Origin of the sequence: Brevundimonas naejangsanensis (assembly GCF_000635915.2) — a bacterium.
GTDB lineage: Bacteria > Pseudomonadota > Alphaproteobacteria > Caulobacterales > Caulobacteraceae > Brevundimonas > Brevundimonas sanguinis.
In genome coordinates this window covers 2573577-2599323 of the sequence record NZ_CP015614.1, presented here as the reverse complement: position 1 = coordinate 2599323, position 25747 = coordinate 2573577, and the positions used below count along the sequence as shown (strand labels likewise).

The 25747-nt window shown below is 68.3% G+C and carries 21 protein-coding genes and 1 tRNA gene; 12 read left to right on the top strand and 10 right to left on the bottom strand.

What is annotated here, in order from left to right:
* Positions 1 to 126 precede the first annotated feature (126 nt).
* From DA69_RS12465 to DA69_RS14760, 6 genes are all read left to right on the top strand, one after another.
* Complete coding sequence (locus DA69_RS12465) at positions 127 to 1218, top strand: HlyD family secretion protein (RefSeq protein ID WP_025976395.1); 1092 nt, start codon at positions 127 to 129, stop codon at positions 1216 to 1218.
* Positions 1215 to 2795 (top strand): DHA2 family efflux MFS transporter permease subunit, encoded by a 1581-nt coding sequence (locus tag DA69_RS12460; protein WP_025976396.1) that lies wholly within the window; start codon positions 1215 to 1217, stop codon positions 2793 to 2795. Before DA69_RS12465 ends, DA69_RS12460 begins: the two co-directional genes overlap by 4 nt.
* A complete protein-coding gene (locus DA69_RS12455) occupies positions 2795 to 3394 on the top strand; it encodes a TetR/AcrR family transcriptional regulator (protein ID WP_025976397.1) in 600 nt (199 codons plus the stop codon). The genes DA69_RS12460 and DA69_RS12455 overlap by 1 nt, the downstream gene beginning before the upstream one ends.
* Before the next feature lie 85 nt (positions 3395 to 3479).
* Positions 3480 to 4259: a creatininase family protein gene (locus DA69_RS12450; protein ID WP_025976398.1), complete on the top strand. Its 780-nt coding sequence runs from the start codon at positions 3480 to 3482 to the stop codon at positions 4257 to 4259.
* Between the two features lie 20 nt (positions 4260 to 4279).
* On the top strand, positions 4280 to 4753 hold the full coding sequence (locus DA69_RS12445; RefSeq protein WP_029972323.1) for a phasin family protein: 474 nt from the start codon (positions 4280 to 4282) through the stop codon (positions 4751 to 4753).
* An 82-nt stretch (positions 4754 to 4835) separates the two neighbouring features.
* On the top strand, positions 4836 to 4994 hold the full coding sequence (locus DA69_RS14760; RefSeq protein WP_227157275.1) for a hypothetical protein: 159 nt from the start codon (positions 4836 to 4838) through the stop codon (positions 4992 to 4994).
* Between the two features lie 7 nt (positions 4995 to 5001).
* Here DA69_RS14760 and DA69_RS12435 read toward each other — a convergent pair whose 3' ends face one another.
* Genes DA69_RS12435 through tsaD form a run of 3 tightly spaced genes read right to left on the bottom strand, consistent with a single transcriptional unit; the run spans position 5002 to position 7583 of the window.
* Positions 5002 to 5391, bottom strand: a complete 390-nt coding sequence (locus tag DA69_RS12435; protein ID WP_025976400.1) for a Rieske (2Fe-2S) protein — start codon at positions 5389 to 5391, stop codon at positions 5002 to 5004.
* Entirely contained in the window at positions 5391 to 6389 is a 999-nt protein-coding gene (locus DA69_RS12430; RefSeq protein ID WP_025976401.1) for an NAD(P)H-dependent glycerol-3-phosphate dehydrogenase, read from the bottom strand. Before DA69_RS12430 ends, DA69_RS12435 begins: the two co-directional genes overlap by 1 nt.
* A 42-nt stretch (positions 6390 to 6431) precedes the next feature.
* A complete protein-coding gene (tsaD, locus tag DA69_RS12425) occupies positions 6432 to 7583 on the bottom strand; it encodes a tRNA (adenosine(37)-N6)-threonylcarbamoyltransferase complex transferase subunit TsaD (protein WP_025976402.1) in 1152 nt (383 codons plus the stop codon).
* Between the two features lie 47 nt (positions 7584 to 7630).
* Between tsaD and hemC the strand changes: the two genes are divergently transcribed.
* From hemC to DA69_RS12405, 4 genes are all read left to right on the top strand, one after another.
* Complete coding sequence (hemC, locus tag DA69_RS12420; RefSeq protein WP_025976403.1) at positions 7631 to 8590, top strand: hydroxymethylbilane synthase; 960 nt, start codon at positions 7631 to 7633, stop codon at positions 8588 to 8590.
* A gap of 4 nt (positions 8591 to 8594) precedes the next feature.
* Entirely contained in the window at positions 8595 to 9290 is a 696-nt protein-coding gene (locus DA69_RS12415) for a uroporphyrinogen-III synthase (protein ID WP_025976404.1), read from the top strand.
* A 46-nt stretch (positions 9291 to 9336) separates the two neighbouring features.
* A tRNA-Thr gene (locus DA69_RS12410) sits at positions 9337 to 9412 on the top strand.
* 215 nt (positions 9413 to 9627) lie between these two features.
* Positions 9628 to 10584, top strand: coding sequence for a type I restriction-modification system subunit M (locus DA69_RS12405; RefSeq protein ID WP_025976405.1), 957 nt, complete (start codon positions 9628 to 9630; stop codon positions 10582 to 10584).
* A gap of 675 nt (positions 10585 to 11259) precedes the next feature.
* Here DA69_RS12405 and DA69_RS12395 read toward each other — a convergent pair.
* The 3 genes from DA69_RS12395 to DA69_RS12385 form a co-directional block, all read right to left on the bottom strand.
* A complete protein-coding gene (locus tag DA69_RS12395) occupies positions 11260 to 12489 on the bottom strand; it encodes a site-specific integrase (protein WP_025976407.1) in 1230 nt (409 codons plus the stop codon).
* Positions 12490 to 12716: 227 nt separating this feature from the next.
* Entirely contained in the window at positions 12717 to 12941 is a 225-nt protein-coding gene (locus tag DA69_RS12390) for a hypothetical protein (RefSeq protein ID WP_025976408.1), read from the bottom strand.
* A gap of 108 nt (positions 12942 to 13049) precedes the next feature.
* Complete coding sequence (locus DA69_RS12385) at positions 13050 to 14312, bottom strand: Glu/Leu/Phe/Val family dehydrogenase (RefSeq protein ID WP_025976409.1); 1263 nt, start codon at positions 14310 to 14312, stop codon at positions 13050 to 13052.
* Positions 14313 to 14554: 242 nt separating this feature from the next.
* On the opposite strand from DA69_RS12385, the gene metK reads away from it, so the two are divergent.
* Positions 14555 to 15754: a methionine adenosyltransferase gene (metK, locus tag DA69_RS12380; RefSeq protein ID WP_025976410.1), complete on the top strand. Its 1200-nt coding sequence runs from the start codon at positions 14555 to 14557 to the stop codon at positions 15752 to 15754.
* Between the two features lie 187 nt (positions 15755 to 15941).
* Positions 15942 to 17171 carry an argininosuccinate synthase gene (locus tag DA69_RS12375; protein WP_025976411.1) on the top strand — a complete coding sequence of 410 codons (1230 nt, stop codon included), beginning with the start codon at positions 15942 to 15944 and terminating at the stop codon, positions 17169 to 17171.
* 22 nt (positions 17172 to 17193) lie between these two features.
* On the opposite strand, the gene DA69_RS12370 is transcribed toward DA69_RS12375, so the two are convergent.
* The 4 genes from DA69_RS12370 to DA69_RS12355 form a co-directional block, all read right to left on the bottom strand.
* The gene (locus DA69_RS12370; protein ID WP_025976412.1) at positions 17194 to 18519 is read right to left on the bottom strand and encodes a PQQ-dependent sugar dehydrogenase; all 1326 of its coding nucleotides are present in this window, start codon (positions 18517 to 18519) and stop codon (positions 17194 to 17196) included.
* Positions 18520 to 18524: 5 nt separating this feature from the next.
* Positions 18525 to 18992, bottom strand: a complete 468-nt coding sequence (locus DA69_RS12365) for a universal stress protein (protein WP_024354341.1) — start codon at positions 18990 to 18992, stop codon at positions 18525 to 18527.
* 255 nt (positions 18993 to 19247) lie between these two features.
* Positions 19248 to 24110 carry an NAD-glutamate dehydrogenase gene (locus DA69_RS12360; RefSeq protein ID WP_025976413.1) on the bottom strand — a complete coding sequence of 1621 codons (4863 nt, stop codon included), beginning with the start codon at positions 24108 to 24110 and terminating at the stop codon, positions 19248 to 19250.
* A 422-nt stretch (positions 24111 to 24532) separates the two neighbouring features.
* The gene (locus DA69_RS12355) at positions 24533 to 25690 is read right to left on the bottom strand and encodes an AI-2E family transporter (RefSeq protein ID WP_025976414.1); all 1158 of its coding nucleotides are present in this window, start codon (positions 25688 to 25690) and stop codon (positions 24533 to 24535) included.
* Between the last annotated feature and the right edge of the window lie 57 nt (positions 25691 to 25747).

Sequence of the window (25747 nt, the reverse complement as noted above, 5' to 3'; positions counted from 1 at the left end):
GCCTCCCCGGCGCGCGGCGTCAACGTCGCCCGCGCGACACGCTGCGACAAAAAGGCGCGGTTCGGGGTTGTATTCTAGACGCCGCCGTCCATTTTACGCGCGAAATTCCAAGCGAGCTGTCTCTCCATGGCCCTCCCCGCCGCGCTCAAGAAGCGTCTGCCCCTGATCGTCGCCGGCGTCGTCGGCCTCGGCCTCATCGTCGGCGGCGTGGTCTGGTGGCAGGGCAAACAGCGCTGGGAAGCCACCGACAACGCCTTCGTTCAGGCGGACACCGTGGCCGTCAGCCCCCGCATCAACGGCGAGGTGGTCGAGGTCCTGGTCAAGGATAACCAGCGCGTCGAGGCCGGTCAGGTGCTGGTCCGGCTGGACGACGCCGACGCCCGCGCGGCCCTGGCCCAGGCCGAGGCCAATCTGGCGGCCCTGAGCGCCGCCGTGGCCAATGTCGACGCCCGCGCCGAGCAGGAGCAGGCCACCGTCGCCGCGCGCGCCGCCGCCGTGACCCAGGCCGAGGCCCAGGCCAATCTCGCCCGCGCCGAGGTCGACCGCTACGGCAAGTTGGCCGCCCAGGGCTGGGTCTCGCAGCAGCGCATCGAGACCCAGCGCGCCACGGCCGAAACCGCCCGCGCCTCGGTCGCCCAGGCCCAGGCCGCCCTGACCGCCGAACAGCGCGCCGTCGCCGCCCTCGGTTCGTCCCGCCAGCAGAGCGTGGCCGCCGTGGAGCAGGCGCGCGCCCTGGTCGAACAGGCGAAACTGACGCTTGAGCGCACGGTGATCCGCGCCCCGGTGGCGGGCGTCGTCGGGGCGCGCGGCGCGCGCGCGGGTCAGGTCGTTCAGGCGGGCGGCCAGCTGATGTCGGTGGTGCCGCTGACGGACGCCTATGTGGTCGCCAACTTCAAGGAGACGCAGGTCGGGCGCATGCGCCTGGGCCAGGCGGTCGAGATCAAGGCTGACGCCTTCCCCGGCCGGTCGCTCCAAGGCCGGATCGACAGCTTCGCCCCGGCCACCGGCTCTGAGTTCGCCCTGATCCCGGTCGAGAACGCCACCGGCAACTTCACCAAGATCACCCAGCGCGTCCCGGTCCGCATCGCGGTCGAGCACGACGACAAGGGTCAGCCGATCGCCCTGCGCCCCGGCCTGTCGGTCGAGGTCAAGGTCGATCTGAAGAGCCCGGGCGGCGCCGCCTTCGCCGAAGCCGCCAACCCGAGCCCCGCCCCGTGACCGACGCGGCCGCGTCATCGGCCCCAGCCGCCCAGCCCGAGATCAACTGGACGGTCCTGCTGCTCGGCTTCGCCGGCATGGTCATCGGCCAGTTCATGGCCATTCTGGACATACAGATCGTCGCCGCCTCCCTGCCGCAGATTCAGGCCGGGGTCGGCGCTTCGGCCGATGAGATCAGCTGGATCCAGACCGCCTATCTGATCCCCGAAGTCGTGATGATCCCCCTGTCGGGCTATCTGTCGCGGCTATGGGGCACGCGAAAGGTGTTCCTCGCGTCCTGCTTCGGCTTCCTGATCATGAGCGTCATGGTCGGCCTGTCGTCCTCCATCGAGATGATGATCGTCTTCCGCGCGCTGCAGGGGTTTGTCGGCGGGGCGATGATCCCGACCGTCTTCGCGGTGGCCTTCACCGCCTTCCCGCCCGAGCGGCGCGTGACGGCCAGCGTCATCATGGGGCTGATCGTGACGCTGGCGCCGACCGTCGGCCCGACGCTGGGGGGCCATCTGACGGAATGGCTTAGTTGGCGCTGGCTGTTCTTCATCAACGTCTTTCCCGGCGTGATCGTCCTGTTCCTGGTCGGGCGATACGCCCATTTCGACAAGGGCGACCCCAGTCTGGCCAAGGGCTTTGACTGGTGGGGCCTGATGCTGATGGCGGCTTTTCTGATGGGCCTGCAGTTCGTGCTGGAGGAAGGCGCCAAGGAGGACTGGTTCGCCGACGACCGGATCCTGCTGCTCAGCGTCGTCGCCGCCGTCTGCGGCCCGGCCTTCATCTGGCGCTCGCTCAGCTATCGCAATCCGATCGTGGAGCTGCGCGCCTTCGGCAACCGCAACTTCGTGGTGGGAGTGTTGATGACCTTCATCGTCGGCGCGGCCCTGTTCGGCGGCACCTTCCTGCTGCCGCTGTTTCTGGGCCGGGTGCGCGGCTATTCGGCGGCCGAGGTGGGCACCACCATGGTGGTCTCGGGGCTCGCCATGTTCGCCACTGGCCCCCTCGCCGGGCGCCTGGTGCGCAAGGTCGACGCCCGCATCCTGATGTTCGTCGGCTTCATGCTGGCCGCCTGGGGCATGTGGGACGCCCGCGTCGTGACCGATGAGTGGGGCTTCTGGGAGTTCGCCGGCATTCAGGCCATGCGCGGCGCCGGGGTCATGCTGGCCATGATCGCCTCACAGCAGGTGACGATGGCCACCCTGCCGCCGCATATGGTCAAGAACGCCTCGGGCCTGGTGAACCTGGCGCGCAACGTCGGCGGGGCCTTCGGCCTGGCCATCCTCAACACCTCCCTGACCCAGAACACCGCCCTGCACATGGCCGAGCTGACCAGCGCCATCGACCAGACCCATCAGGGGGTGCGCGACATGATCGCCGGCATGGCCGTGCGCTTTTCAGGCTCCATCGACCCGCAGGCCTCGGCGTTGAAGGCGGTCTATGGGATGTTGCAGAAACAGGCGACGACTCTGGCCTTCGGCGACGCCTTCGCCCTGCTGGCCATCGGCTGCGCCTGCGCGGGCTTCCTGACCCTGCTGTCCAAGCCCGCCAAACCCAACGCCGCCGCCGCTTCTTCGGATGTCCACTGATGCCCCGCGCCCGCGGCCAGATCGACGAGCAAAAGAGCCAGGCTATCCTTCAGGCCGCCGCCAGCCTGTTCGTCGAAAAGGGCGCGAAGGCCTCGATGAGCGAGATCGCCCGGCGTGCGGGCGTCTCGAAACAGACCCTCTACAATCGTTTTGCGACCAAGACTGAGATCGGCCGGGCCCTGGCGGCCCAGCGCTCGGACGCCGTCACCGCCCCGCTGACTTCGGGCGCCGAGCCGGAGGCGGTGCTGGCCGCCATCGCCGAGACCCTGATCAGCAAGATCTGCACAGGCGGCAAGGGCGCCTCCCTGCGCGGCGTGGCCCTGGTCTCGCCCGAGGCGCCGGAACTGGCGCGCGCCATCTATGACGCCGGTCCGGGCGAGAGCGTCCGGCGCATCGCCGCCTGGCTAAAGGTCCAGGACGAGGCGCGCCGCCTGAGCGTCCCCGACCCCCTGGCCGCCGCCGAGATGTTCACCGGCATGGCCCTGGGCCACGGCCATCTGCGCTCGGTGCTGGGGCTGCCGCATCCCGAAATCGCCGACCTGCCCGCCCGGGCGCGCGACGTCGCCCGCCGCTTCGTCCGCGCCTTCGCCCCGGAATAGGCGATTGCGCCTGATTGGCCCTGAAGGCGGATCAGCGTAAAGCCGCCCTCAATCCTTTCCCTTGCGCCCGCCGGAGCCGTTTCCCATGCTGATCCACCTGTCGTCCTGGCCCGAGATCGACGAGCGCCTGAAGTCCGGCGCCCTGTTGTCCAAGACGGTGATCGTGCCGATCGGCTCGAACGAGCAGCACGGGCCGACCGGCCTTTTGGGCACCGACTGGCTGTGCCCCGAGATCATCGCCCACGCCGCAGAGAAGGGCGACGACAGTCTGGTGGTCACGCCCACCTTCAACATCGGCATGGCCCAGCACCACCTGGCCTTTCCCGGCACCATCACCCTGCGCCCGTCGACCTTCATGGCGGCGATCGCCGACTGGGTGTCGTCGCTGACGCGCCACGGCTTCGAGCGGATCTATTTCCTCAACGGCCACGGCGGCAACGTCGCCACCATCGAGGCCGCCTTCGCCGAGATCTACGCCGACTGGTCCTTCACGCCCGAGCCCTGGGCCGAGCGTCCGCCCTTCGTGCTGAAGCTGCGCAACTGGTGGGACCTGCCGGGCGTGCAGAAGCTGTGCGAGGACATCTTCCCGACGGGCCACGGCAGCCACGCCACCCCGTCCGAGATCGCCGTGACCCAGGCGGGCTATCCCGACCGGGTCAAGACCGCCCACTATGAGCCGAAGATCGCCCCCTTCGGCCCGATCCGCGACGCCAACGACTATCGCGCCCGCTTCCCCGACGGCCGCATCGGCTCGGACCCGGCCCAGGCGACCCCGGAAAAGGGCCAGCGCATCATCGACGCCGCCGTCCCGGCCCTGATCCGCGATCTGACGGAGTTCGCACAGGAAGTCTTGCCGGTCGCCTGAAACAGGCTCAGGGTCGCTGCATGAGCCCCATGCAGAAGACCGCCCGCAACGCCCTGCGCAACGCCCAGGCCGGTCAGGAACTGGCCCAGGCCTCGGCCGCCGTCATCACGCGACGGCTGGGGATCATGGGCGAGGCCATGGCCGATCCGCTGCGCGCCGACCATGCCGAGCTGGGCCGCATGGGAACCGAGAAGGTCGAGGCCATGGCGGCCTCGGCCGGGGCGGCCTATGCCGGGGCGATGGATCTGGCCGAACGGGCGGGCCGCGCAGCCGCGCGCGAAGGGGCCGAGGCCGCCGACTGCCTGGCCAGACTGGCGCGCGCCGACACCCCCTTCGCCTTCGCCGCCGCCCAAAGCGACTGGGCGATGGGCGCCTGGAGCCGGGCGATGAGCGACGGCTGGGCCTTCTACGGCGCCGCGCTGAAAGCGCAGGGACAGGCCCTGGCGCCGGTCCACGCCAAGGCCACCGCCAATGCGCGGCGCCTGAAACGCTAGTCGTCTTCAGGCTCGCGCCGGCGTGATGGAACGCCCTGCGGCATCCGCGGATTGCCTTTGCATCGCGGCAAAGGAGATCACTATGGCCGAGAAAGACCCCAAGGACCCTCACCCCGGCATGATGGGCGACGGCACCGAAGAACAGAACCTCAACCAGCCGGGAGATCCGTCCAAGCGGATCACCGAAGAAGAGGTCGACGACGCCTTCACCAAGGATCCCAAGCTGGTGCCGAAGGAATAGGCCGCGCTTACGCCGTCCGAATAACCCCGTCCCGCGCCTCGACCGGCCAGGGCGTCAGCTTGCCGCCCGCGCAGGGTCCGGCGACGCACGCGCCCGACAGGGGCTCGAACGCCGCTCCGTGCCAGCCGCACAGGATCAGCGAGCCGTCCGGCGTCAGATAGCGGTCCAGCTCCACCGCGATGGGAAAGCCCGCGTGCGGGCAGCGATCCACCCAGCCCGCGACCTGACCGTCCTTCTTCACCACGAAGCCGTGGAAGAAGGCCTCGCCGATCTGCAGCACGAACCCGCGCGAGCCGGGGTCGGCGATGTCGGCCTCCAGACACAGGGCCACGTTCGGCGGGGTCTTCCAGACCCGCTTGCGCTCCTGCGTTTCAGCCGCCGGACCCTCTTGCGCCACTATTCGCGCTCGGGCTTCAGCGGGCGGCTCATCAGGCTCTCGATGGCCTGATCCACGGTCATCTCGCCGGCCAGCACCGCCGCCGTCGCCTCGCAGATGGGCGTATCGACGCCCAGCTTGCGGGTCAGCTCGCGCACGGCGGGCGCGCTCTCATAGCCCTCGGCTACCGAGCGTTTGCCGGCCAGCGCCTGCTCGACGCTCAAACCCTGTCCCAGCGCCAGGCCCAGGCTCATGTTGCGCGATTGCGGGCTGGAGCAGGTCAGCACCAGATCGCCGACGCCACACAGCCCCGCCACGGTCTCGGCCTTGCCGCCCAGGGCCGTGGCCACGCGGACGATCTCGGCATAGCCGCGGGTGATGACGGCGGCGTGGGCGCTGCGGCCCAGTTCGCGGCCCTCGACGATGCCGCAGGCGATGGCCAGGACGTTCTTCAGCGCTCCGCCCGTCTCGGCCCCGATCAGGTCATCGGCGAAATAGGGACGGAAGACCGGGCCCGACAGGGCGCCCGCCAGGGCCTCGGCCATCTCCAGGTCGGCGCAGGCCAGGGTCACGGCGCTGGGCAGGCCGCGCGCCACTTCGGCGGCGAAGCTCGGCCCCGACAGCACGGCGGCGGTCGCCGACGGGATCGTCTCGGCCAGCACGTCGGTCATCAGCTTCAACGAGCCGCGCTCAATGCCCTTGGAGCACAGGATGATCGGCAGACCCGGCCGGGCGTAAGGCGCAAACGCCGTCAGCGTCGCCCGCATGTGCTGAGCCGGCGGCACGGCCAGAATCAGATCGCAGTCGGCCAGATCCGCCAGATCCGAGGTGACGTTGATGGCCGAATCCAGTTCGACCCCCGGCAGGAAGGCGTCGTTCATCCGGCGCGCGCGGATGCTCTCGATCACCTCAGGCTCGCGCGCCTGCAGGATGACGGCCAGACCCGCCGCCGCCGCGCTCTGCGCCAGGGCCGTGCCCCAGGCGCCGCCGCCAATTACGCCTGCAGTATGAAATTCCATATCTTCTCCGGTCCCCCGACCCCCGCAGGGCTTCAGGCCGCTTTAAGCCTTGGCGCCCTTGCGGCCCGTTTTCTTGTGAACAGGATCGACGCTCGCGCGCGTCTCGTCCAGTGGCCATCGTGGCCGAGCCGCGACATCGATGTCCGACGTCAGCCCTTTTTCCAGCCGCTCGGCCCCCGCCAAGGCGATCATCGCCGCATTGTCGGTGCAATAGGCCATCGGCGGCGCCAGGAAGGCGAAGCCGTGCTTCGTCGCCAGATCCTCCAGAGTCCGCCGGATCGTCTTGTTCGCCGCCACGCCGCCCGCCACCACGAACAGGCGATGTTCGTGCGCCTCGGCGTAAGCCTTCATCGCCCGCTCGGAGCGCTCGGCCAGCTGGCGCGCGATCGCCTTCTGCACCGCATCGGCCAGATCCGCCCGGTCCTGTTCCGTCTCGCAGGTCTGGGCCAGACGCGACGCCGCCGTCTTCAGCCCCGAGAAGGAGAAGTCGCAGTCCTTGCGCCCCAGCAACGCCCTCGGCAGCTCGAACCGCGAGCCGTCGCCGCCATTCTCTCGACTCTGGGCCGCCAGCTTCTCCAGCGCCGGCCCGCCCGGATAACCCAGCCCCAGGGCCTTGGCGATCTTGTCGAAGGCCTCGCCGGCCGCGTCGTCGATGGTGGTGCCCAGCCGGCTCATGTCGCCGATGCCGCGCACCTCCAGCAACTGGCAGTGCCCGCCCGAGACGAGCAGCAGCAGGAAGGGATAGGTCGTCTCCGCCCCCAGCCGCGCCGACACCGCATGACCTTCCAGATGGTTGACCGCGATCAGCGGCAAGCCCCGCGCCAGCGCCGCCGCCTTGCCGTAGGACAAGCCGACCATGACCCCGCCGACCAGGCCCGGCCCCGCCGTCGCCGCCACGCCGTCCAGCCCGCTCCAGTCCAGCCCGGCCTCGCTCATGGCCCGGCGCGTCACGCCGTCGATCATCTCCACATGGCTGCGGGCGGCGATTTCCGGCACGACCCCGCCATAGGCCGCGTGATCGTCGATCTGGCTGTGAATGACGCTGGACAGCACCTGGGCGCCCGCCGCCGACAGACGCACCACCGAAGCGGCGGTCTCGTCGCAGCTGGTCTCCAGACCCAGTACGGTCAAACCGTCCCGCTCCAGTCCGGTTGCCCCGTCCGCCGCCCTGCTATAGTCCGCGTCCATTGTCATTGGGCGGAGTTAGCGACCCGCCCCCCCTTTCGCAACGGCGTCTCGACGTGACTCAACCTCTCCTGCGCATCGGCACCCGGCGTTCGCGCCTGGCCCTGGCCCAATCCGGCATGATGCAGCGCGCCATCGGCCGCGCCCTGGGCGTGCCCGAGGCTGAGATCGAAACTCTTGTCCCCCTGGTCGAGATCGTCACCACCGGCGACCGCATCCAGGACCGCCGCCTGCTGGAAGTCGGCGGCAAGGCCCTGTTCACCAAGGAGATCGAAGAGGCCCTGCTGGACGGCCGCGTCGACGTCGCCGTTCACTCGATGAAGGACGTCCCCGCCGAACAGCCCCCCGGCCTGGCCATCGCCGCCGTGCCCGAGCGCGAAGATCCCCGCGACGCCTTCATCAGCGAGCGCTACGCGACCTTCGCCGACCTGCCGCAGGGCGCCCGCTTCGGCACCGCCTCCCTGCGTCGTCAGGCCCAGGCGCTGGCCCTGCGCCCCGACCTCAAGATCGAGATGCTGCGCGGCAACGTGGACACCCGGCTGAAGCGTCTGCGCGACGGCGACTTCGACGCCATCCTGCTGGCCTGTTCGGGCCTTAATCGCCTGGGCCTGGGCGAAGTTATCCGCCAGCGCCTGCCGCTGGACGCCTTCCTGCCCGCGCCGGGCCAGGGCGCCCTGGCCCTGCAGACGCGCGAGGACGATGTGAACGCCGCCTGGACCCGCGCCCTCAACCACGCGCCTACCGCCCTCTGCGTCGCCGCCGAGCGCGGGGCCATGACCGCGCTGGAAGGCTCCTGCCGCACCGCCATCGGCGCCTACGCCCACATCGCGGAAGGCCGCCTGCATCTGAGCACCGAAATGCTCAGCCCCGACGGGTCGGGCCGCTGGACACGCTCGGGCGACATCGCCGCCCCTGCCGACCTGACCCAAGCCGAACTTTCCGCCGCCCGCGCCCTCGGTCTCGATCTCGGCGGCCAGGTCCAGGCCGTGGCCGGCGATCAAAAGATCGCGCTCTAGAGCCGTGACGCCGATCCGCCGCGTCTGGGTCACGCGCGCCGAGCCGGGCGCCGCGCGCACGGCGGACCGGCTGACGGCGCTGGGCTTCGAGCCCGTGGTCGTCCCGCTCCTGACGCTCGCCCCCCTGCCCGGCGCGCTGAACGCCGCTCCGGAGCCTGAGGCCGTCGCCGTCCTCGCCCTGACCAGCCCCAACGGCGTCGAGGCCTTCGCTCCCCTGATCCCGCGCTTTCGCGACCACCCCGTGTTCGCCGTCGGCGACGCCACCGCGGAAGCCGCCCGCGCCGCAGGCTTCGCCGACGTGCGCTCCGCCGCCGGCGACATTCACGCCCTGGCCCGCCTGATCGCCGCCGAAGCCCCGCCCGGCCCGCTGCTAGCGCCTGGCGCACGCGAGCCGGCCGGCGACCTGCCCGCCCTGCTGCCCGACCGCCGGGTCCAGCGCCTGCCCGTCTACGCCGCCTTCGAGACGCATGCGCCCGCGCCCGGCGCCTTCGACGCGGTCATGCTGCATTCCCCGCGCGCCGCCCGCGCCTTGGCGACCGACCTGCCCCGCGCCGCCTCATCCGGCCGCCTGGCCGTCTGCATTTCCGACGCGGCCGCCGCGCCCCTGCGCCCCTTTGATTTCACACAAATCCGCGTCGCCGCAGCGCCCGATGAACCGTCGATGCTATCGGCTCTTGGCAAGCCCGCCGCGCCCGTATAAAGAGCCCTCCTCGCTCGCTCGCGCTCGAAGCGCGGACGACGCCGGGGCCGCTTTAGCTCAGCTGGTAGAGCACCTCATTCGTAATGAGGGGGTCAGGTGTTCGAGTCACCTAAGCGGCACCACCTTTTCCCGCACAGAGAAATATCAGCAAAATCAATACGTTCTTGGGCGCGTCCCGAGTGGTGGTGTAGCAGTTTCGCCCTCTAGAGGTGTAGCACTCTGGTGTCTGGCGCTTCGCTCTAAGCCTGGCCGAAAACGCCTATGGTTAACCGCTTGTTCGCCCCTCCCCGCCTAGACGAGCCGCTGGACCTCAGTTTGGACTTCGGGTGGGCGTTGCATGGCGGGCGGAAACGATCTCGGCTTTGAGGCCGAGCTGTTCAAGGCGGCTGACAAGCTGCGCGGCAACCTGGAGCCCTCGGAATACAAGCACGTCGCGCTCGGCCTGATCTTTCTGAAATACATCTCCGAAGCCTTCGAGGCGCAACGGGCGAAGCTGGAGGCCGAGCCCTACGCTGACCCGGAGGACCCTGAGGAGTATTTGGCCGACCACGTCTTCTGGGTGCCGGCCGAGGCGCGCTGGTCCAACCTGCAGGCCAATGCCAAGCGGCCGGAAATCACCTTCACCGACGTGACCACCGGCAAGGAACGCCGTGGCGATATCGGCAACCTGATCGACAACGCCATGGAGGCCATCGAACGAGCCAATGTGAAGGTGCTGAAGGACGTCCTGCCCAAAGACTACGGGCGGCCCCAGCTCGACAAGCGGATGGTCGGCGAGTTGGTGGACCTGTTCTCCAACGTCAACCTGAAGGGCGAGGACGGCGAGGCGCGCGACCTCCTAGGCCGAGCTTATGAATATTTCATCTCGCAGTTCGCGGGCGCGGAAGGCCGGCGCGGCGGCGAGTTCTTCACGCCCCGCTCGGTGGTTCGCACCATCGTCGAGATGCTGGAGCCGACCAAGGGCCGCGTCTACGATCCCGCCTGCGGCTCGGGCGGCATGTTCGTGCAGTCGGAAACCTTCGTCGAGGCTCATCAGGGCAAGCGCAGCGACATCGCCATCTATGGCCAGGAGCGCATCCTACAGGCGGCGGGGTTGAAGTCGCCGGACATCTCCATCCTATCTGACGAGTTCCTTCTCGAAGTCGCCGGGATGGAGAAGAAGAACCTCGCACTGGAGGCTTTGAAAAAGCTCCTGGCTGGGGAGATCAAGAGCCGGGCACGAACGAACGTCGTCGAGACCCGAGCGCCCGGAGGAAGGGGAAGCCCTCCCCAGCCACACAGACGGAGGCCGTAGGGTGACCTTAGCGTGAGGAGGAGGAAGGCTCCCAGCCCAACCAGAGGACTTCGCGGGTGACCCAGGTTCCCCGATAGGTCCAAGCGGGCCCCTCGGCCGATCTTGATCGAGGACTACGGCTCGTTCCGCCCAGGTCTTCTTACGACCTCCAGTATAGCCCTAGGGGACCCGGAGGTGACCCGAGCGTAACCCTCAGCGTCGAGGGCGAAGGGGACCATCCCCCCACCCTCCAGCCAGGGTCGCTCAGCTCCAGCGGGCGACGTAGGCGAGAAAGGCGGCCTCTTCTTCGTCGGAGCTGAAGCCACGGATCGGTGCGCTCCCAGGGTGACCTCATGGCCCGCCATCATCGCCGCCCAGGACCGCAGCCGATCCCGCATGGCGGTGGTGTCGGGCGTGTCGTCGTAATGCAGAAGCGGCTTGCGATCCCGTCGCGTCTTTGCTGGCCCCTTCAGGCGGATAAGCTCGAACCTGTCGTTCAGGGCGACGTCGTCGTCCGTCAGGCCTTGTTCATCGGCCCAGGCCAGAAGCCCGTCGGTTCCGCGCAGCCGGGACAGGTAGCCCCGGCCCGACTGACCGAAGCCATGATCTTCCCGCCGGTAGCTCCCGGCACGGCCTTCGGCGAGTCCTGTGCTCATCAGGAAGGCCGTAACGAGCGTGACCGTGGTCTTCGAAGCGTCAGGATGGCGGTAGCGGTCCGGTCCGACATAGCCCCGGTCGCCGCGCGAGTAGGCCAGCCAGCGGGTCGGCGTATCGCGCCGAGCCAGCCAGAGCTCCAGCGTTACGGCCTCCAGTATGACCCGGAGCCGCCCACGGTCCGCCGCCCGTCGCTTGCGCGCCCGCTTGGGCTGGGGCAGTCAGCTCCTCCAATAGGTAAGCGTCAGCCGCCTTTCCCTTGACCCGTCGAGCGACCAGGGCGGCCAGGTCTGGGTGGATCGGCACGGAGCGCTCCCCGGCGGTGGTCTTGCTCTTGGTGACAACGAAGACGCCGCCCTCGGCATCCCGAACGCGCAGATTGCCGATCTCGACCTGACGCATCCCTGTCAGGGCGGCGAGAAGCATCATGTCTCTGAGTGTGGGGTTAGCGGGCCCTGACAGAAGGGCCTTGATCTCGTCGTCCGTGAACGGCCGCTTCTCGGCGTTCCCGCTCCGGTCTACCTCTCGACGCGACAAGCCCGCCCATGGGTTCTCCTGCACGATATGACGGCGACGCAGCCAGCTCCAGTAAGCCGACAGGGCGGAGATATAGGAGTTAAGCGTTTTTACAGTCCGACCTTCGGCAACGCTGTCCGCGAACTGATCTGCGACCCGGCCTGTCACCGCGTGGATATTGTCGGCGTGGCGGTTGGTCGTAAGCCAGTCAGTCAGGGCCTTCGTCGCCGTCCGCGTCCGCGCCGCATAACTCGCCTTCACGCCCTCCTGGGCCATATAGCGGTCCAGTTCCTCCCCGATGGGGACCACGGCCCCTGTCACCTTCCCGACCAGCGTCAGCGCGGCGCGCTCCCTGTCCGGGTCGTATCGGGGAGCGGAGACGCCATCGTCTTCGTTCACCGGCTCGCCCGCCAACCGCTCCACCGTGGCGTCCCAAGCTGGCTCCAGGTCCTCGGGAATGACGTAGAGCCCAGGGCGTTTAGGGTGGGGGACGCGGCGCTCCATCCACCACGCCTCTGCCTTCCGCTGTTCTACCGTGGGGTCTCCCTTAGCGTCCTTGCGGGTGCCGTCTAGGTTCCGGCGGGCGGCCTCTATCTGTGCCCGCATCCGCCCCCCCTCGACGACCGCCCGGGCGCAGGCCACAGCGAAGTCTTCCGTATCCAGCGACCGCCATAGCTCGACCTTCCCTAAGACCTCACGGGCTCCCTTGGGGACCTTTACGCGGACGTAATAGGAGCGCGAACCCTTGCGCTTCATCGGTTGCGGGACGCCTACGGGCCTTCCGGATGGGGGCTTTGCCATGGACGGAGGTGTAGCAGTTTCGGCGTCAGACGTGTAGCAGTTTAGTCGTCAAGATCCTGAAATCACCGAGTTTATTAACTTTGAGCCTCATCAAGAACCGCGTCACCTAAGCGGCACCACTCTTCATTCACCGCTATGCAACCGCCTTCACGCCTTGCGGCGGCCGTTTGGCCGTCACGCCGTCACGCCGCCAGGGCGCGGATGGGGCTAGTAGGGACGAGGTCGCTGGGCGCGAAGCTGCGGATCTCGCGATTGCCGCGATACAGGTCGATGCGTTCAAGGCGGGGCCAGTCGCGCGCGACTTCATTGACGCCACGCACGGCCTCAATCTCCGTGGCGCCGGACAGGACGCACAGCTCCGGCGTGATCGCCTCGGGCGTGTGGATCAGACAGTAGAAGACGTCCATCGGCGCACTCCCAACCTTCACTCGCCGTCCCTTGCCGAAGACTGATGACAGGGAAGCGGTTGGAAGTGCGACGCTTTGGAGAAACCGAAACCTGCGGCTGAAGGCAGCCTAGCTGGTGAAGAATTGCTGGGTGCCGTGCGCCTCGATCGCGCCCGCCAGACGCCCCAGGGCGTGGATGTAGGCCGCGGTGCGCAAGGTGACCTGTTTGTCTTCGGCGATGGACCACACGGCGTCGCCTTCAGTCTCGATGATGGTCTTGAGGCGCGACTGCACCTCGTCCAGCGTCCAGTAGTAGCCTTGGCGGTTCTGAACCCATTCGAAATAGGACACCGTCACCCCGCCCGCATTGGCCAGGATGTCCGGCAGGACGATCACGCCTTTTTCGGCCAGGATGCGGTCGCCCTCGGGCGTGATCGGGCCGTTGGCCAGCTCCAGCACGACGTTGGCCTGAACCGAGGCGGCGTTGCCGTCGTGGATCATGTCCTCCATGGCCGAGGGGGCCAGGACGTCGCATTCGACGCCGATCAGTTCATCCGGCGAAATGACCTTGCCGCCGTGTTCAGCCTGAACCACCGACTGGCCAGCCGCCTTGGCCGCCAACAGGGCGTCCAGGTCGAGGCCGGAGGCCGCATGAACGGCGCCGCCCGAGTCCGACACGGCGACGATCTTGGCGCCGATGCTGCGGAACAGGCGCGCCGCGTGCTGGCCCGCATTGCCGAAGCCCTGAACCGCCACGCGCAGGCCTTCGGTCGGCAGCCCCAGCCGCTCGGTCAGGTGGCAGGTGAGGTAGAAGCCGCCGCGCGCCGTGGCGTCCTCGCGCCCCACCGAACCGCCCAGGGCGATCGGCTTGCCGGTGATGACGGCGGGCGCCGCCTGACCCTGGATGGACGCGTATTCATCGGCCATCCAGCCCATGATCATGGCGTTGGTGTAGACGTCGGGGGCCGGAATGTCGCGGTCGGGGCCGATGATGCCGGCGAAGGCCTGGACATAGGCGCGCGACAGCCGCTCCAGCTCGGCCTTGGACAGGCTCTTGGGATCGACCTGCACCGCCCCCTTGCCGCCGCCGTAGGGCAGGTTGGTCACGGCGCACTTCACCGTCATCCAGAAGGCCAGGGTCTCGACCTCCTCCGCCGTGGAGGCCGGGTGAAAGCGGATGCCGCCCTTGGTGGGGCCGCGCGTGTCGTCATAGCGACAGCGCCAGGCGAGGAAGGATTTGCGCGACCCGTCGTCCATGCGGATCAACAGTCGGACCTTCATCGTCTCGCGCGGATATTTCAGCTTCTCCAGCACATCGCTATCGATCTGCACGTGGCGCGCCGCCTCGTCGAGACGGGTCAGGGCCGCGTCTAGGATGTTTGGATTCGGCATGTTTGTTCCAAATCTATAGGCCTAAGCTCGCCCCCATCGTAGAAACGAGCCAGTTTTCTGACCAAGAAAGGATTTTGCTGCCACATCGAATGTTGCAGCGCAATAGTTCGCGTGCGTCTGCGAGACGCGTCACGCCCGGAAAAAGGCGGCGGGGGCCGCCTGGTCGTCAGGACGATGCCGTCTTGCACGTATAAGCATATCTTTATATGCCTGAGGACATTGTCGTCACGCAGGAGCCTGCCTTGGCCCGTTCGTCGTTCCTCTTCACCTCCGAGAGCGTTTCGGAAGGCCACCCCGACAAGGTCGCCGATCAGATCTCGGACGCCATCGTCGACCTGTTTCTATCCAAGGACCCCGAGGCTCGGGTGGCCTGTGAAACCCTGACGACGACCAATCTGGTGGTGATCGCCGGCGAGATCCGCGGTCAGGGCATCATGGATACGGAGGGCAACTGGGCCCCTGGCGTCGAACAGGAAATCGAGGATACGGTCCGCGGCGTCGTGCGCGACATCGGCTATGAACAGGACGGCTTCCACTGGAAGACGCTGCAGTTCCAGAACCACCTGCACCCGCAGTCGGCCCACATCGCCCAGGGCGTCGACGCCGGCGAGGACAAGGACGAGGGCGCGGGCGACCAGGGCATCATGTTCGGCTACGCCTCGAACGAGACGCCGGAACTGATGCCGGCCACCCTGGCCTACAGCCACAATATCCTGAAGGCCCTGGCCGAGGCCCGTCACTCGGGCGAGGAGCCGGGCCTGGAGCCCGACGCCAAGAGCCAGGTGACCCTGCACTACGAAAACGGCCGCCCGGTGCGCGCGACCTCCATCGTCGTCTCGACCCAGCACAAGGCGAACCTGAGCCAAGACCAGGTCGCGGCCATCGTGAAGCCCTATGTCGAACAGGTGCTGCCGGACGGCTTCATCACCGCCGAGACCGAGTGGCACATCAACCCGACCGGCACCTTCGTCATCGGCGGGCCTGACGGCGACGCCGGCCTGACCGGGCGCAAGATCATCGTCGACACCTACGGCGGCGCGGCCCCGCACGGCGGCGGCGCCTTCTCGGGCAAGGACCCGACCAAGGTGGACCGCTCGGCCGCCTATGCCTGCCGCTACCTGGCCAAGAACGTCGTCGCGGCGGGTCTGGCCGACCGCTGCACCATCCAGATCAGCTACGCCATCGGCGTGTCCAAGCCCCTGTCGGTCCACGTCGACCTGCACGGCACGGGCAAGATTGACGAGGCGGTGCTGGAGCGCGAACTGCCCAAGCTGATCGGCGGCGCCTCGCCGCGCGCCATCCGCGAGCATCTGGGCCTGAACAAGCCCATCTATCGCCGCAGCGCCGCCTATGGCCATTTCGGCCGGACGCCGGACGCCGACGGCGGCTTCTCGTGGGAAAAGACCGACCTCGTGGACGCGCTCAAAGCCCTGGCCGCCTGAGACCGATAAACGGCTGAAAATCCAGCTGGAAACAGGGGCGTTGCGGGCTGGCTCGCGGCGCCCTTTCTGCTTAGAGCGGCGGTTCGGGACGCGGCGCCGCAATCATGCCCTTGCATCGCGGCGCGTCTGGTCCTTTAAGCGCGCCGAATGCGCCGATACGCATCCTATTGAAAGGAATTCCCGACCGATGAGCAAGCCCGCCCCCAAGAAAGTCGTCCTCGCCTATTCGGGCGGGCTGGACACGTCGATCATCCTGAAGTGGCTGCAGACGGAGTATAACGCCGAGGTGGTGACCTTCACCGCCGACCTGGGCCAGGGCGAGGAGCTCGCTCCCGCCAAGGAGAAGGCGCTGAAGCTGGGCATCAAGCCCGAGAACATCTTCATCGACGATCTGCGCGAGGAATTCGTGCGCGACTTCGTCTTCCCGATGTTCCGCGCCAACACCGTCTATGAGGGCCAGTATCTGCTGGGCACCTCGATCGCGCGTCCGCTGATCTCAAAGCGCCAGATCGAGATCGCGCGTCAGGTCGGCGCCGACGCCGTCTGTCACGGCGCCACCGGCAAGGGTAACGACCAGGTGCGCTTCGAGCTGGGCTACTACGCCCTGGAGCCCGACATCCGCGTCGTCGCCCCGTGGCGCGAGTGGGACTTCAAGTCCCGCGAGGCCCTGCTGGACTTCGCCGAGAAGCACCAGATCCCGATCTCCAAGGACAAGCGCGGCGAGGCCCCCTTCTCGGTCGACGCCAACCTTCTGCACTCCTCGTCCGAGGGCAAGGTGCTGGAAGACCCGGCCGTCGAGGCGCCCGAGTTCGTGCACCAGCGCACCATCGCGCCGGAAGACGCCCCGGACACGCCGACCATCATCACCATCGCCTATGAAAAGGGCGACCCGGTCGCCATCGACGGCGAGGCCCTGTCGCCCGCCGCCCTGCTGACCAAGCTGAACCAGCTGGGTCATGACAACGGCGTCGGCCGTCTGGACATGGTCGAGAACCGCTTCATCGGCATGAAGTCGCGCGGCGTTTATGAGACCCCGGGCGGCACGATCATGCTGGCCGCCCATCGCGGCATGGAGTCGATCACGCTGGATCGCGGCGCCATGCACCTGAAGGACGAGCTGATGCCGAAATACGCCTCGCTCATCTACAACGGCTTCTGGTTCAGCCCCGAGCGCGAGATGCTGCAGGCCGCCATCGACCACAGCCAGCAGAAGGTCTCGGGCACGGTCCGCGTGAAGCTCTACAAGGGCAACGTGACCATCATCGGCCGCGAGAGCCCCAACAGCCTGTACGATCAGGATCTGGTGACCTTCGAGGAAGGCGTCCAGGCCTATGACCACAAGGACGCGGAAGGGTTCATCAAGCTGAACGCCCTTCGTCTGCGCGTCCTGGCCAAGCGGGACGGCCAGAAGGGCTGAGCCGCCCTCTTAACACCCAAGCCTACCGGGGCCGGGCGATTCTCAGGATCGCCCGGCTTCTGTCATCCGTGACCCAGATGGAGCCGTCCGGCGCCGTCGCCATCGTCACGGGAGAGCCGCGCGGGTGGCGGCCGGCGATCCTGTCCCAGCCCGGCGTCAGCACCTTGCCGTTCACGCTGGGCGCCCCGGCAGGGTAGGGCAGGGCGCCGCGCGGATAGATGGCGTAGCGCCCGCCGATATCGGTCAGGGGCCGCCCCGCCTCATCCGTCTCGACCGCCACGATGCGCCCGGCCGTGCGGCGGAAACCGTGCCAAGTCATCAGCAGTCGTCCCTGAAGTTCGGGGAACATCGCCCCCTCATAATAGATCAGGTCCAGCGGCGCCGCGTGCGGCGGCAACAGGGCGATCGGCTTCTCGCGCTCATTGCAGCGCGCCTGACGCGCAGGCCAGCCGGGCAGGGGCGTGGCCAGATCGACGCAGTAGGGCCAGCCGTAGTGGCGCCCCTGCGTCAGGACGTTGATTTCGTCATAGGGATGATCCGGCGTCTCAAGATCGACCGAATTCTCGGCCTGAAGCACCGTCCCTGACGGGTGCCGCACCAGGGCGATGGAGTTCCTCAGTCCGCTGGCGAAAACGGTGCTGTCCTCGGCCCAGCGGCCCTTCCCCAGATAGGCGTGGCGCCGCACCTGCGCCGTCGCGGCGTCCTCGACGCAGGCACCGCGCACATCGACCTTCGGCTTGCCCGCCGCGTCGAGGCAACGGTCGCTGGGCGCTCCGACATTGACCAGCAGATCGCCGTTCCCGTCGAAGACGAAGCTGGACAGCGGGTGGCGGTTGTCGTGCAGGCGGTTGTCCGGCAGGTCGCCGATCACGGTGCGGACGCTGGCCGCTGCATCGGCGGCGTCGGGGTCCAGCGTCAGGATGCGGTTCATCTCGGACACATAGATGCGCCCGTCCGGCCCGCGCTTGACCGTGTGCGGCATCGACAGCCCGCCCGCCAGTCGTCGCCAGCGCGCCGCGCCGTCGGCCGCAAACGACAGCCGCCACACCGCCCCCTTGTCCGCCTCCCAGGCGCCCAGATCGGTGACCAGCCAGTCGCCGTCCTCCAGCGGCATCAGGCCGCGCGGCATACGCGGGCCGTCCTGCCCGGCTCGCCAACCTGGGCCCTGCCAGACCAGCCCCAGACAATAACCCGGCGCCATCCGCACCTGCGTCGCCGGGCGGCCGTCGCAGTCGCCCTGGACCACATAGCCTCGCGCCCCCGACTGCGCCGTCGACTGCGCCTGGGCGTCAGGCGCGAACGCCGCCAGCGACAACAGTACGGCGGCGGCGATCAGACGGATTTTCATGACGGTCAGGCCAGGTCCTGGATCTCTTCGTCGGTCAGTTCGCCGGGCACGATGGTGACGGGCAGTTTTCGGCCGGTGAAGGCGGCGCCCTGTTTCAGCACCGCCGAGATCAGCGGGCCGGGACCGCGGCCATTGGCCCCGGCGGCCAGGATCAGGATCTTGATGTCGGGGTCGTCGCCGACGGCCTTGCGGATGGCGGCCTGGGGATCGCCCTCCTCAATCAGATAGACGGGCGGGGCGCCCGAGGTTTCGGCGACCTTCTCGCCCAGCCGAGTCAGCAGGCTTTCCGCCTCTTCGCGCTGCTGACGGCGGATTTCATCGCGGACGCCGGACCAGTGCTCGTCCGATCCGCCGGGCAGGGCGCGCAGCAGCACCACATGGCCCCCGGTCGAGCGCGCACGGCGCGAGGCGTAGGCCAGGGCGGCGCCCAGCTCGGGACTGTCGTCGACGACGACGAGGAACTTCCTGGGCATGGGCCCTCCGGTTCACTGAACAGCAAGGCGCCACCTAAACCGACCCCGCCCCAAACGCCAAGGCCCGCCCGCCTCGCCACACGACGAAACGGACGGGCCCTGATTTGCCGCAGCGAATGATCGCGCTCCAAAAAGCGCTCAAGCAGCGAGCCGCTGCGCGGCGAGCGATAGCGCCAAAAAAGGCGCTCAAGCGGCGAGCGACCGCGTCGCGAGCGTAGCGCGTGACGCCGGGCTCTCGCCCGGCGTCACCACCACTTAGGAAGCCGAAGCCAACACCTCGCGGATCGCTCCATTCGCAATGGTCAGCTTGGCGAAGGTCCAGCCGGAGCCCGAGGTCTCGATCTCGTCGACCGAGCCGCGCAGGGCCTCCACCTGATCCATGCGGGCGCCGATCCAGGCGTCGACCGCCTGTTCCGCGCTTTCCTGGCCGACGCCCGCCGCCTGGGCCGAGGCCTTGGCCACGGCGCGGGTCAGCTGCTGCTGCTCGGTCATCAGGTCCTGGATCAGGCGACGCACCGCCAGGCGATCGAAGTGATCGGCCGACGGCACCGACCCGGCCGCCACGCGCAGGCGGTCGAAGTCGAAGGCGGCGCCGACCTGGTGATAGACGCGGGCCATGGCCGGGGCGTCCCAGCCCAGCTCGTTCGCCAGGTCGCCGATGTCGGCCGTGGCCACCATCGGACGCAGCATGGCGATGTCGCGGGCCAACTCTTCGGGCGCGCCCAGGCCGATGAAGGTCTGGACCCGGTCTTCGTAGCGAGCGTGCTCATAACGCGACAGCACCGCGGGACCCGCCGCGCGCAGGGCGTCGGCGGCCGGCTGGTAGGCGGCGATCATGCCGCCGACCGTCGTCTCGGTGCGGGCCGCGCGGCGCGCCAGCCAGAAGGTCTGGCGGCGCAGGACCAGGGCGATCTCCTGATACAGGGCCGTCTGAGCCTCGGCCGGGATCTTCAGGTCCAGGGCCTCGACCGCCTTCCAGGCCTCATCGAGGCGGAAGACGTGACGCGCGGTCTCGAAGGCCGTGACCATGGCGGCGGTGTCGCATTCCGCCGCCGCGCGCAGGCGGTCAGGGAAGGTCGGCCCGGCCATGTTGACGATCTCGTTCGACAGCACGGTGGCGATGATGTCGCGACGCAGGCGGTGGCCCTTCATGTCCTCTTCGAACTGGGCCAGCGGGGTGGGGAAGTAGTCGACCAGCATCCGCTCGAAGAAGGCGTCGTCCGGCGCCGCCGAGGCGACGATCTCGTCGAACAGCTCAAGCTTGGAATAGGCGGTCAGGACCGCCAGTTCCGGCCGCGACAGGGCCTGGCCCTGGAGCTTCATCTCGGTCATGCGGGCGTCGTCGGGCAGATATTCCACCGCCCGGTTCAGCTTACCGATCGAGACCAGGTGCTGCATGAAGGCCTGCTGAGCGTCCAGCGCTGCGGCGCCTTCGGCCTGTTGCAGGGTCAGGGCCAGGGTCTGGTCGTAGTTGTGACGCAGGACGTTGTGCGCCACCTCGTCGGTCATCGACTTCAGCAGGGCGTTGCGGTCTTCGGCCTTCAGGTGGCCCGAGGCGATGGCGCCGCCCAGCAGGATCTTGATGTTCACCTCCTGGTCGGAGGAGTCCACGCCGGCCGAGTTGTCGATGGCGTCGGTGTTCAGACGCACGCCCGCGCGCGCCGCCTCGATGCGGCCCAGCTGGGTCATGCCCAGGTTGGCGCCTTCGCCGATGATCTGGGCGCGGATGTCGCCGCCGTTGACGCGGATGGCGTCGTTGGCCTTGTCGCCGACCTGCAGGTTGGTCTCGCCCGAACCCTTGATGTAGGTGCCGATGCCGCCGAAGTAGAGCAGTTCGGCGCGGGCCTTGAGGATGGCCTGCATCAGGGTGACCGGATCGACCGTGTCCGCCTCGATATCCAGCAGGTCCTTGATCTGCGGGGTCAGGGTGATCGACTTGGCCGAGCGCGAGAAGACGCCGCCGCCCTCCGAGATCAGGCTCTTGTCATAGTCCTGCCAGCTGGTGCGCGGGGTCTCGAACAGACGCATGCGCTCTTCCCACGACCGGGCGGGGTCCGGGTTCGGGTCGATGAAGATGTCGCGGTGATCGAAGGCGGCCACGACCTTGGTCGCCTTGGACAGCAGCATGCCGTTGCCGAAGACGTCGCCGGACATGTCGCCCACGCCGACCACGGTGAAGGGCTCGGTCTGGATGTCCTTGCCGACCTCGCGGAAGTGGCGCTTGACCGCTTCCCAGGCGCCGCGCGCGGTGATGCCCATCTCCTTGTGGTCATAGCCGGCCGAACCGCCGCTCGCGAAAGCGTCGTCCAGCCAGAAGCCGTAGGACTGGCTGACGCCGTTGGCGATGTCCGAGAAGGTCGCCGTGCCCTTGTCGGCGGCCACGACCAGATAGGGGTCGTCGCCTTCCCAGGCCACGACATTGGCCGGGCGCACCGGGGCGGCGTCGCCGACGATGTTGTCGGTGATGTCCAGCATGCCGGACAGGAAGGTCTTATAGGCGCGGATGGCCTCGGCCTGCATTTCCTCGCGCGTGCCGCCGACCGGCAGCTGCTTGGGATAGAAGCCGCCCTTGGAGCCGACCGGGACGATGACCGAGTTCTTGACCTGCTGGGCCTTCACCAGACCCAGGACCTCGGTGCGGAAATCGTCGCGACGATCCGACCAGCGCAGGCCGCCGCGCGCCACCGGGCCGAAGCGCAGGTGCGAACCCTCGATGTGCGGCGCCCAGACGAAGATCTCGCGGAACGGCTTGGGCAGGGGCAGGTCGGCCAGTTCCTGACCGGCGATCTTGATCGAGATGTGCGCCTTCGGATGACCCTCGGCGTCGAGCTGATAGAAGTTGGTGCGCTTGATCCCGTCGATCAGGGCCGCGATCCGGCGCAGGGCGCGGTCGTGATCCAGGCTCTTCACGTCCTGCAGCAGGGTCTCGATCTTGGCGTCCAGTTCGGCGACCGAAGCCTCGCGCTCGGCCACCGAACCGCCGTGGGCCGGGTCGAACTTGGCCTTGAACAGCGACAGGATGGCGCGGGCCACGTCGGGATATTCGCGCAGGGCCGCTTCCTGCACCGCCTGCGACGGGTCCAGACCGGTCTGCTGGCGATAGCGGGCCAGGGTGCGGATCAGGGCCGCCTCGCGCCAGTCGACGCCCAGCTCGAGCACCAGACGGTTGAAGCCGTCGCTTTCGGTGCGGCCGTTCCACACGGCCTTGAAGGCCTCTTCGAACGGGGTCTTGAGATCGGCGAACACCAGGTCGGCGCCGCGCGGGTCTTCCAGCAGGAAGTCGTGGATGTAGATCGGCTCCTGGCCGATCGTGCGCACCACGTGGTCGGATTCCTCCAGCGTCTTCAGGCCCATGTCGGCCAGGATCGGCAGGACGTCCGACAGCGGCACGGCCGAGCCGCGACGATACAGTTTGAAGCGGAACTGCAGGTTGGTCTCGTCGGCGGTGCGGAAGGCGCGCACCGCTACAGGCTCGGCGTGGACGCCATCGGCGGCCGCGCCGTCGTTGAGACGGTCGAACTGCTCCAGATCGGCCACGGCCTCGGCCGCGTCATAGCGGTCGCGGAAGGCGACGCCGAAGCCCTCGGCCCAGCGGGCGCTGGTCGGGCCGACGGCGGCCTCGTCGACCCCGGCCTGGCGCAGGGCGCGCTCGAATCGGTCGATCCAGCTGCGGCCGGCCTCGGCCACCTCGGCTTCCAGCGCCTTGAGGTCGGGGACCGGATGCTCGCCCGGCGTCACGCCGATGATGTAATGGACGCGGGTCAGCGGCTGGTCCGACATCTGCGGATAGGCGGCCGACACCCGGCCGCCCCAGGCCTGGGCCAGGATGGCGCCGATACGCTGGCGCAGGCCGGCGTCGTAGCGCTCGCGCGGAACGAAGCACAGCACCGAGACGAACCGGTCGAACGGATCGCGGCGCGTGAACAGGCGGATGCGCGGGCGGTCATACAGGTGCAGGATGCCCAGCGCCGTATCCAGCAACTCGTCCTCGCCGATCTGGAACAGCTCGTCGCGCGGATAGTTTTCGAGGATGGTGCGCAGACGCTTGTGGTTGTGGCTGCCCGGCGCCTTGTCGGCGCGGGCCAGGGCGTTCTCGACCTTGCGGCGCAGCAGCGGCACCTCATGGGCCATGACGTCGTAGGCTTCATGGGTGAACAGGCCGACGAAGCGCGTCTCGCCCACCGCCCGGCCCTGGTCGTCGAAACGCTTGACGCCGATGTAGTCCATATAGGCGCGGCGGTGCACGCGAGAGCGCATATTGCCCTTGGCCACCGTGACCGGCTCGCTCTCGTTCAGCTGGGCCTGCATGGCGGGCGTCAGCACGGCCGGCTCATTGGCGCGGCGCAGGACGCGGCGCTCGGGGTCGCTGAGGACGCCCAGACCGTCGGTGGACTGGTTCAGGGGCGCCTCGGCCTCATAGGTTCCGTCGGGGCCGCGCGGATAGTCGTACTGGCGCGCGCCCAGGAAGACGAAGTGGTCGTCCTTGACCCAGCGCAGGAAGGCGAGATTTTCGGCCAGCACCTCGGCGGCCACGCCCACCGGCGGATGGGCTTCCAGGCGGGCGATCTCGGCGCCCATCGCCTCCAGCATGGCGGCGTGGTCGCGCACGGCGGCGCGCACGTCGGCCAGAGCCGCGGCCAGGCCTTCGCCCAGGGCGTCGCGGCGCTCCTGCGGCAGGGGGTCGATGACGACGATGATCAGGGAGTCGCGGCGTCCGGCCTCGACTTCGACGATCGGGTGGAACAGGGCGCGGACGGTGACGCCCGCCTCAGCCAGTTCGCCCAGGACGCTGTCGACCAGGAAGGGGCCGTCGTCCTGCAGGATCAGGACCTGATCATAGCCCGTGTTGACGCCGTGTTCGTCGACCAGAGGACCGACGGTGATGCGGGCGGGCTCGCCTGCCTTGCGGGCCTGGGCGCCGCGCCAGGCGCCCGCCAGCAGGACCGCCAGATCGTCGCCGCCCAGTTCGGGCGTCTCATCGGCGGCGTAGTCGTCGAAGGCCTGAGCCAGCAGCGCCTTTTCGGGCGCTCCCGGCGGCGCCGCAATCCGCGCATAGGCCGCTTCCAGCGCTCCCAAGTCAGCGGGAACGGCGGGAACGATGCGCGAAGCAGCGGACATGACGACAGTCTCAAACGGCGCGGTGGAAAACCGCTGGGGAAAACCGCGGCACCTTAGCGCGCCCGGCGAGAACGGCTAGGCCGCTTGAGCCCCGAAACGCATGGATTTTCAGTGTGCAGCGCACCATGTGGCGCAAGAGGCCCAGTTGTGGACGATTTTGCGAGCCACCCCGCGCAGCGCAGCAGCAAAAGCCCCATTTCCGCCATCTTCTGACGGAAACCGCCCGACGGCAGGATGTCGACCTAGCCCCAGAAACGAACAAGGCCGTCGAACGATGTCCGACGGCCTGCTCGGTCCGGCGCTCAGGAGGGGGAGGGGAAGCGCCGGCCTCAGACGCCGCGGCCCGGGAGGGGGAGGGGAGGGCCGCGTCGTGTGAGGATGAGATAGGCGGCGATTGCGGCCTTTCAAGGACAATTGAAGGATTATTTCAGGCTTCTATCCTGCGGCGGGACGTCGCGGCCCAAAATCCTTCCGAGCCAGGAAGAACCGCCCTTTGGCTGATTGTCCTTGCCGGGTTTGCGGGCATAGGGCTCGCCATCGCCCGACAGCAGGACGGCGATCCAGCGCGACCCCTTGAACTCGGCCAGGATGGCCATGGCCATCACCGCCAGAGGCGTCGACAGGAACATCCCCGCCACGCCCCACAGCTTGCCCCAGAAGGCCAGGGCCAGCAGCACGACGATGGGGTCGATGTTCTGATTGTCGCCCTGCATCCGCGGCTGCACCAGATTGCCGACCACGAACAGCAGCACCTGAAGCCCGACGAACAGGACCGCCGCAGGCCAATAGCTTTCGAACTGGACCAGGGCGAACAGGGGCGGGGCGCAGCCTGCGACCGCGCCGCCCAGCACCGGGATAAAGCCGATGATGAAGATGACGAAGGTCCAGAACTCCGCGTTCTGCAGCCCCACGGCCCGCATCAGCACCCAGGCGACGGCGCAGATCATGGCCCCGGTCACGGCCTGGACCCACAGATAGCCCTCGACCCCGCTGCGCACGCGCTCGAACACTTCCAGCGCCTCCTGACGCGGGCCGCGTTCGGGGAACATGCCGACCATCTTCTTTCGGAAGCCCGCCTGAGACGCCAACAGGAAGCCGAGATAGATCATGACGAAGAAGGCGCCGGTCGCGGCCCCCTGAACCTGAAAGGCGGCGCTGGTCAGCCAGCCGCGCACGTCGATGCCGGCGATCATGTCGTGAAGGGTCGGCGGATCGCTGAACCCGACCAGGGCGGACACGTCGCGGCTGATCTGGTCGATGCGCGGGCCGATGCTGCCGGCCACGCCCGAGGCGTCGGTGAAGAAGCCCGCAGCGCCGTCGACGATGATCCAGATCGACAACAGGAAGCCCAGCACCACGACGAGTAGGGCTGCGGCGCCGGCGAAGCGCGGCGGGATCGGCGTGCGGCGTTCGATGGCCCGCTTCACCCCGTCGATCATGATCATCAGGAACATGGCCATGGCCAGGGGGGTCAGGATGTCCCTGAGCCAATAGAGGGCCGCACCTGCGGCCACGACGGCGATCAACACCACCGCAGTGGAAGCCGGCGAAGAATGATTGACGGTGATCGGAAGCTTCATGGCGGGACTGTCGTGCTGGCTTGAACCCGCGTCAATCGCTGTAAACCGCCGAGGTTC

Bases quoted from the DNA above. Each gene is read 5' to 3' on its own strand.
- DA69_RS12360 (WP_025976413.1), bottom strand. From the start codon at position 24,110: ATGTCCGCTGCTTCGCGCATCGTTCCCGCCGTTCCCGCTGACTTGGGA.
- DA69_RS12445 (WP_029972323.1), top strand. From the start codon at position 4,280: ATGAGCCCCATGCAGAAGACCGCCCGCAACGCCCTGCGCAACGCCCAG.
- DA69_RS12365 (WP_024354341.1), bottom strand. From the start codon at position 18,992: ATGCCCAGGAAGTTCCTCGTCGTCGTCGACGACAGTCCCGAGCTGGGC.
- DA69_RS12370 (WP_025976412.1), bottom strand. From the start codon at position 18,519: ATGAAAATCCGTCTGATCGCCGCCGCCGTACTGTTGTCGCTGGCGGCG.
- DA69_RS12375 (WP_025976411.1), top strand. From the start codon at position 15,942: ATGAGCAAGCCCGCCCCCAAGAAAGTCGTCCTCGCCTATTCGGGCGGG.
- DA69_RS12465 (WP_025976395.1), top strand. From the start codon at position 127: ATGGCCCTCCCCGCCGCGCTCAAGAAGCGTCTGCCCCTGATCGTCGCC.
- DA69_RS12390 (WP_025976408.1), bottom strand. From the start codon at position 12,941: ATGGACGTCTTCTACTGTCTGATCCACACGCCCGAGGCGATCACGCCG.
- DA69_RS12455 (WP_025976397.1), top strand. From the start codon at position 2,795: ATGCCCCGCGCCCGCGGCCAGATCGACGAGCAAAAGAGCCAGGCTATC.
- DA69_RS12395 (WP_025976407.1), bottom strand. From the start codon at position 12,489: ATGAAGCGCAAGGGTTCGCGCTCCTATTACGTCCGCGTAAAGGTCCCC.
- DA69_RS12450 (WP_025976398.1), top strand. From the start codon at position 3,480: ATGCTGATCCACCTGTCGTCCTGGCCCGAGATCGACGAGCGCCTGAAG.
- DA69_RS12385 (WP_025976409.1), bottom strand. From the start codon at position 14,312: ATGCCGAATCCAAACATCCTAGACGCGGCCCTGACCCGTCTCGACGAG.
- DA69_RS12430 (WP_025976401.1), bottom strand. From the start codon at position 6,389: ATGGAATTTCATACTGCAGGCGTAATTGGCGGCGGCGCCTGGGGCACG.
- DA69_RS12405 (WP_025976405.1), top strand. From the start codon at position 9,628: ATGGCGGGCGGAAACGATCTCGGCTTTGAGGCCGAGCTGTTCAAGGCG.
- DA69_RS12355 (WP_025976414.1), bottom strand. From the start codon at position 25,690: ATGAAGCTTCCGATCACCGTCAATCATTCTTCGCCGGCTTCCACTGCG.
- tsaD (WP_025976402.1), bottom strand. From the start codon at position 7,583: ATGACAATGGACGCGGACTATAGCAGGGCGGCGGACGGGGCAACCGGA.
- DA69_RS14760 (WP_227157275.1), top strand. From the start codon at position 4,836: ATGGCCGAGAAAGACCCCAAGGACCCTCACCCCGGCATGATGGGCGAC.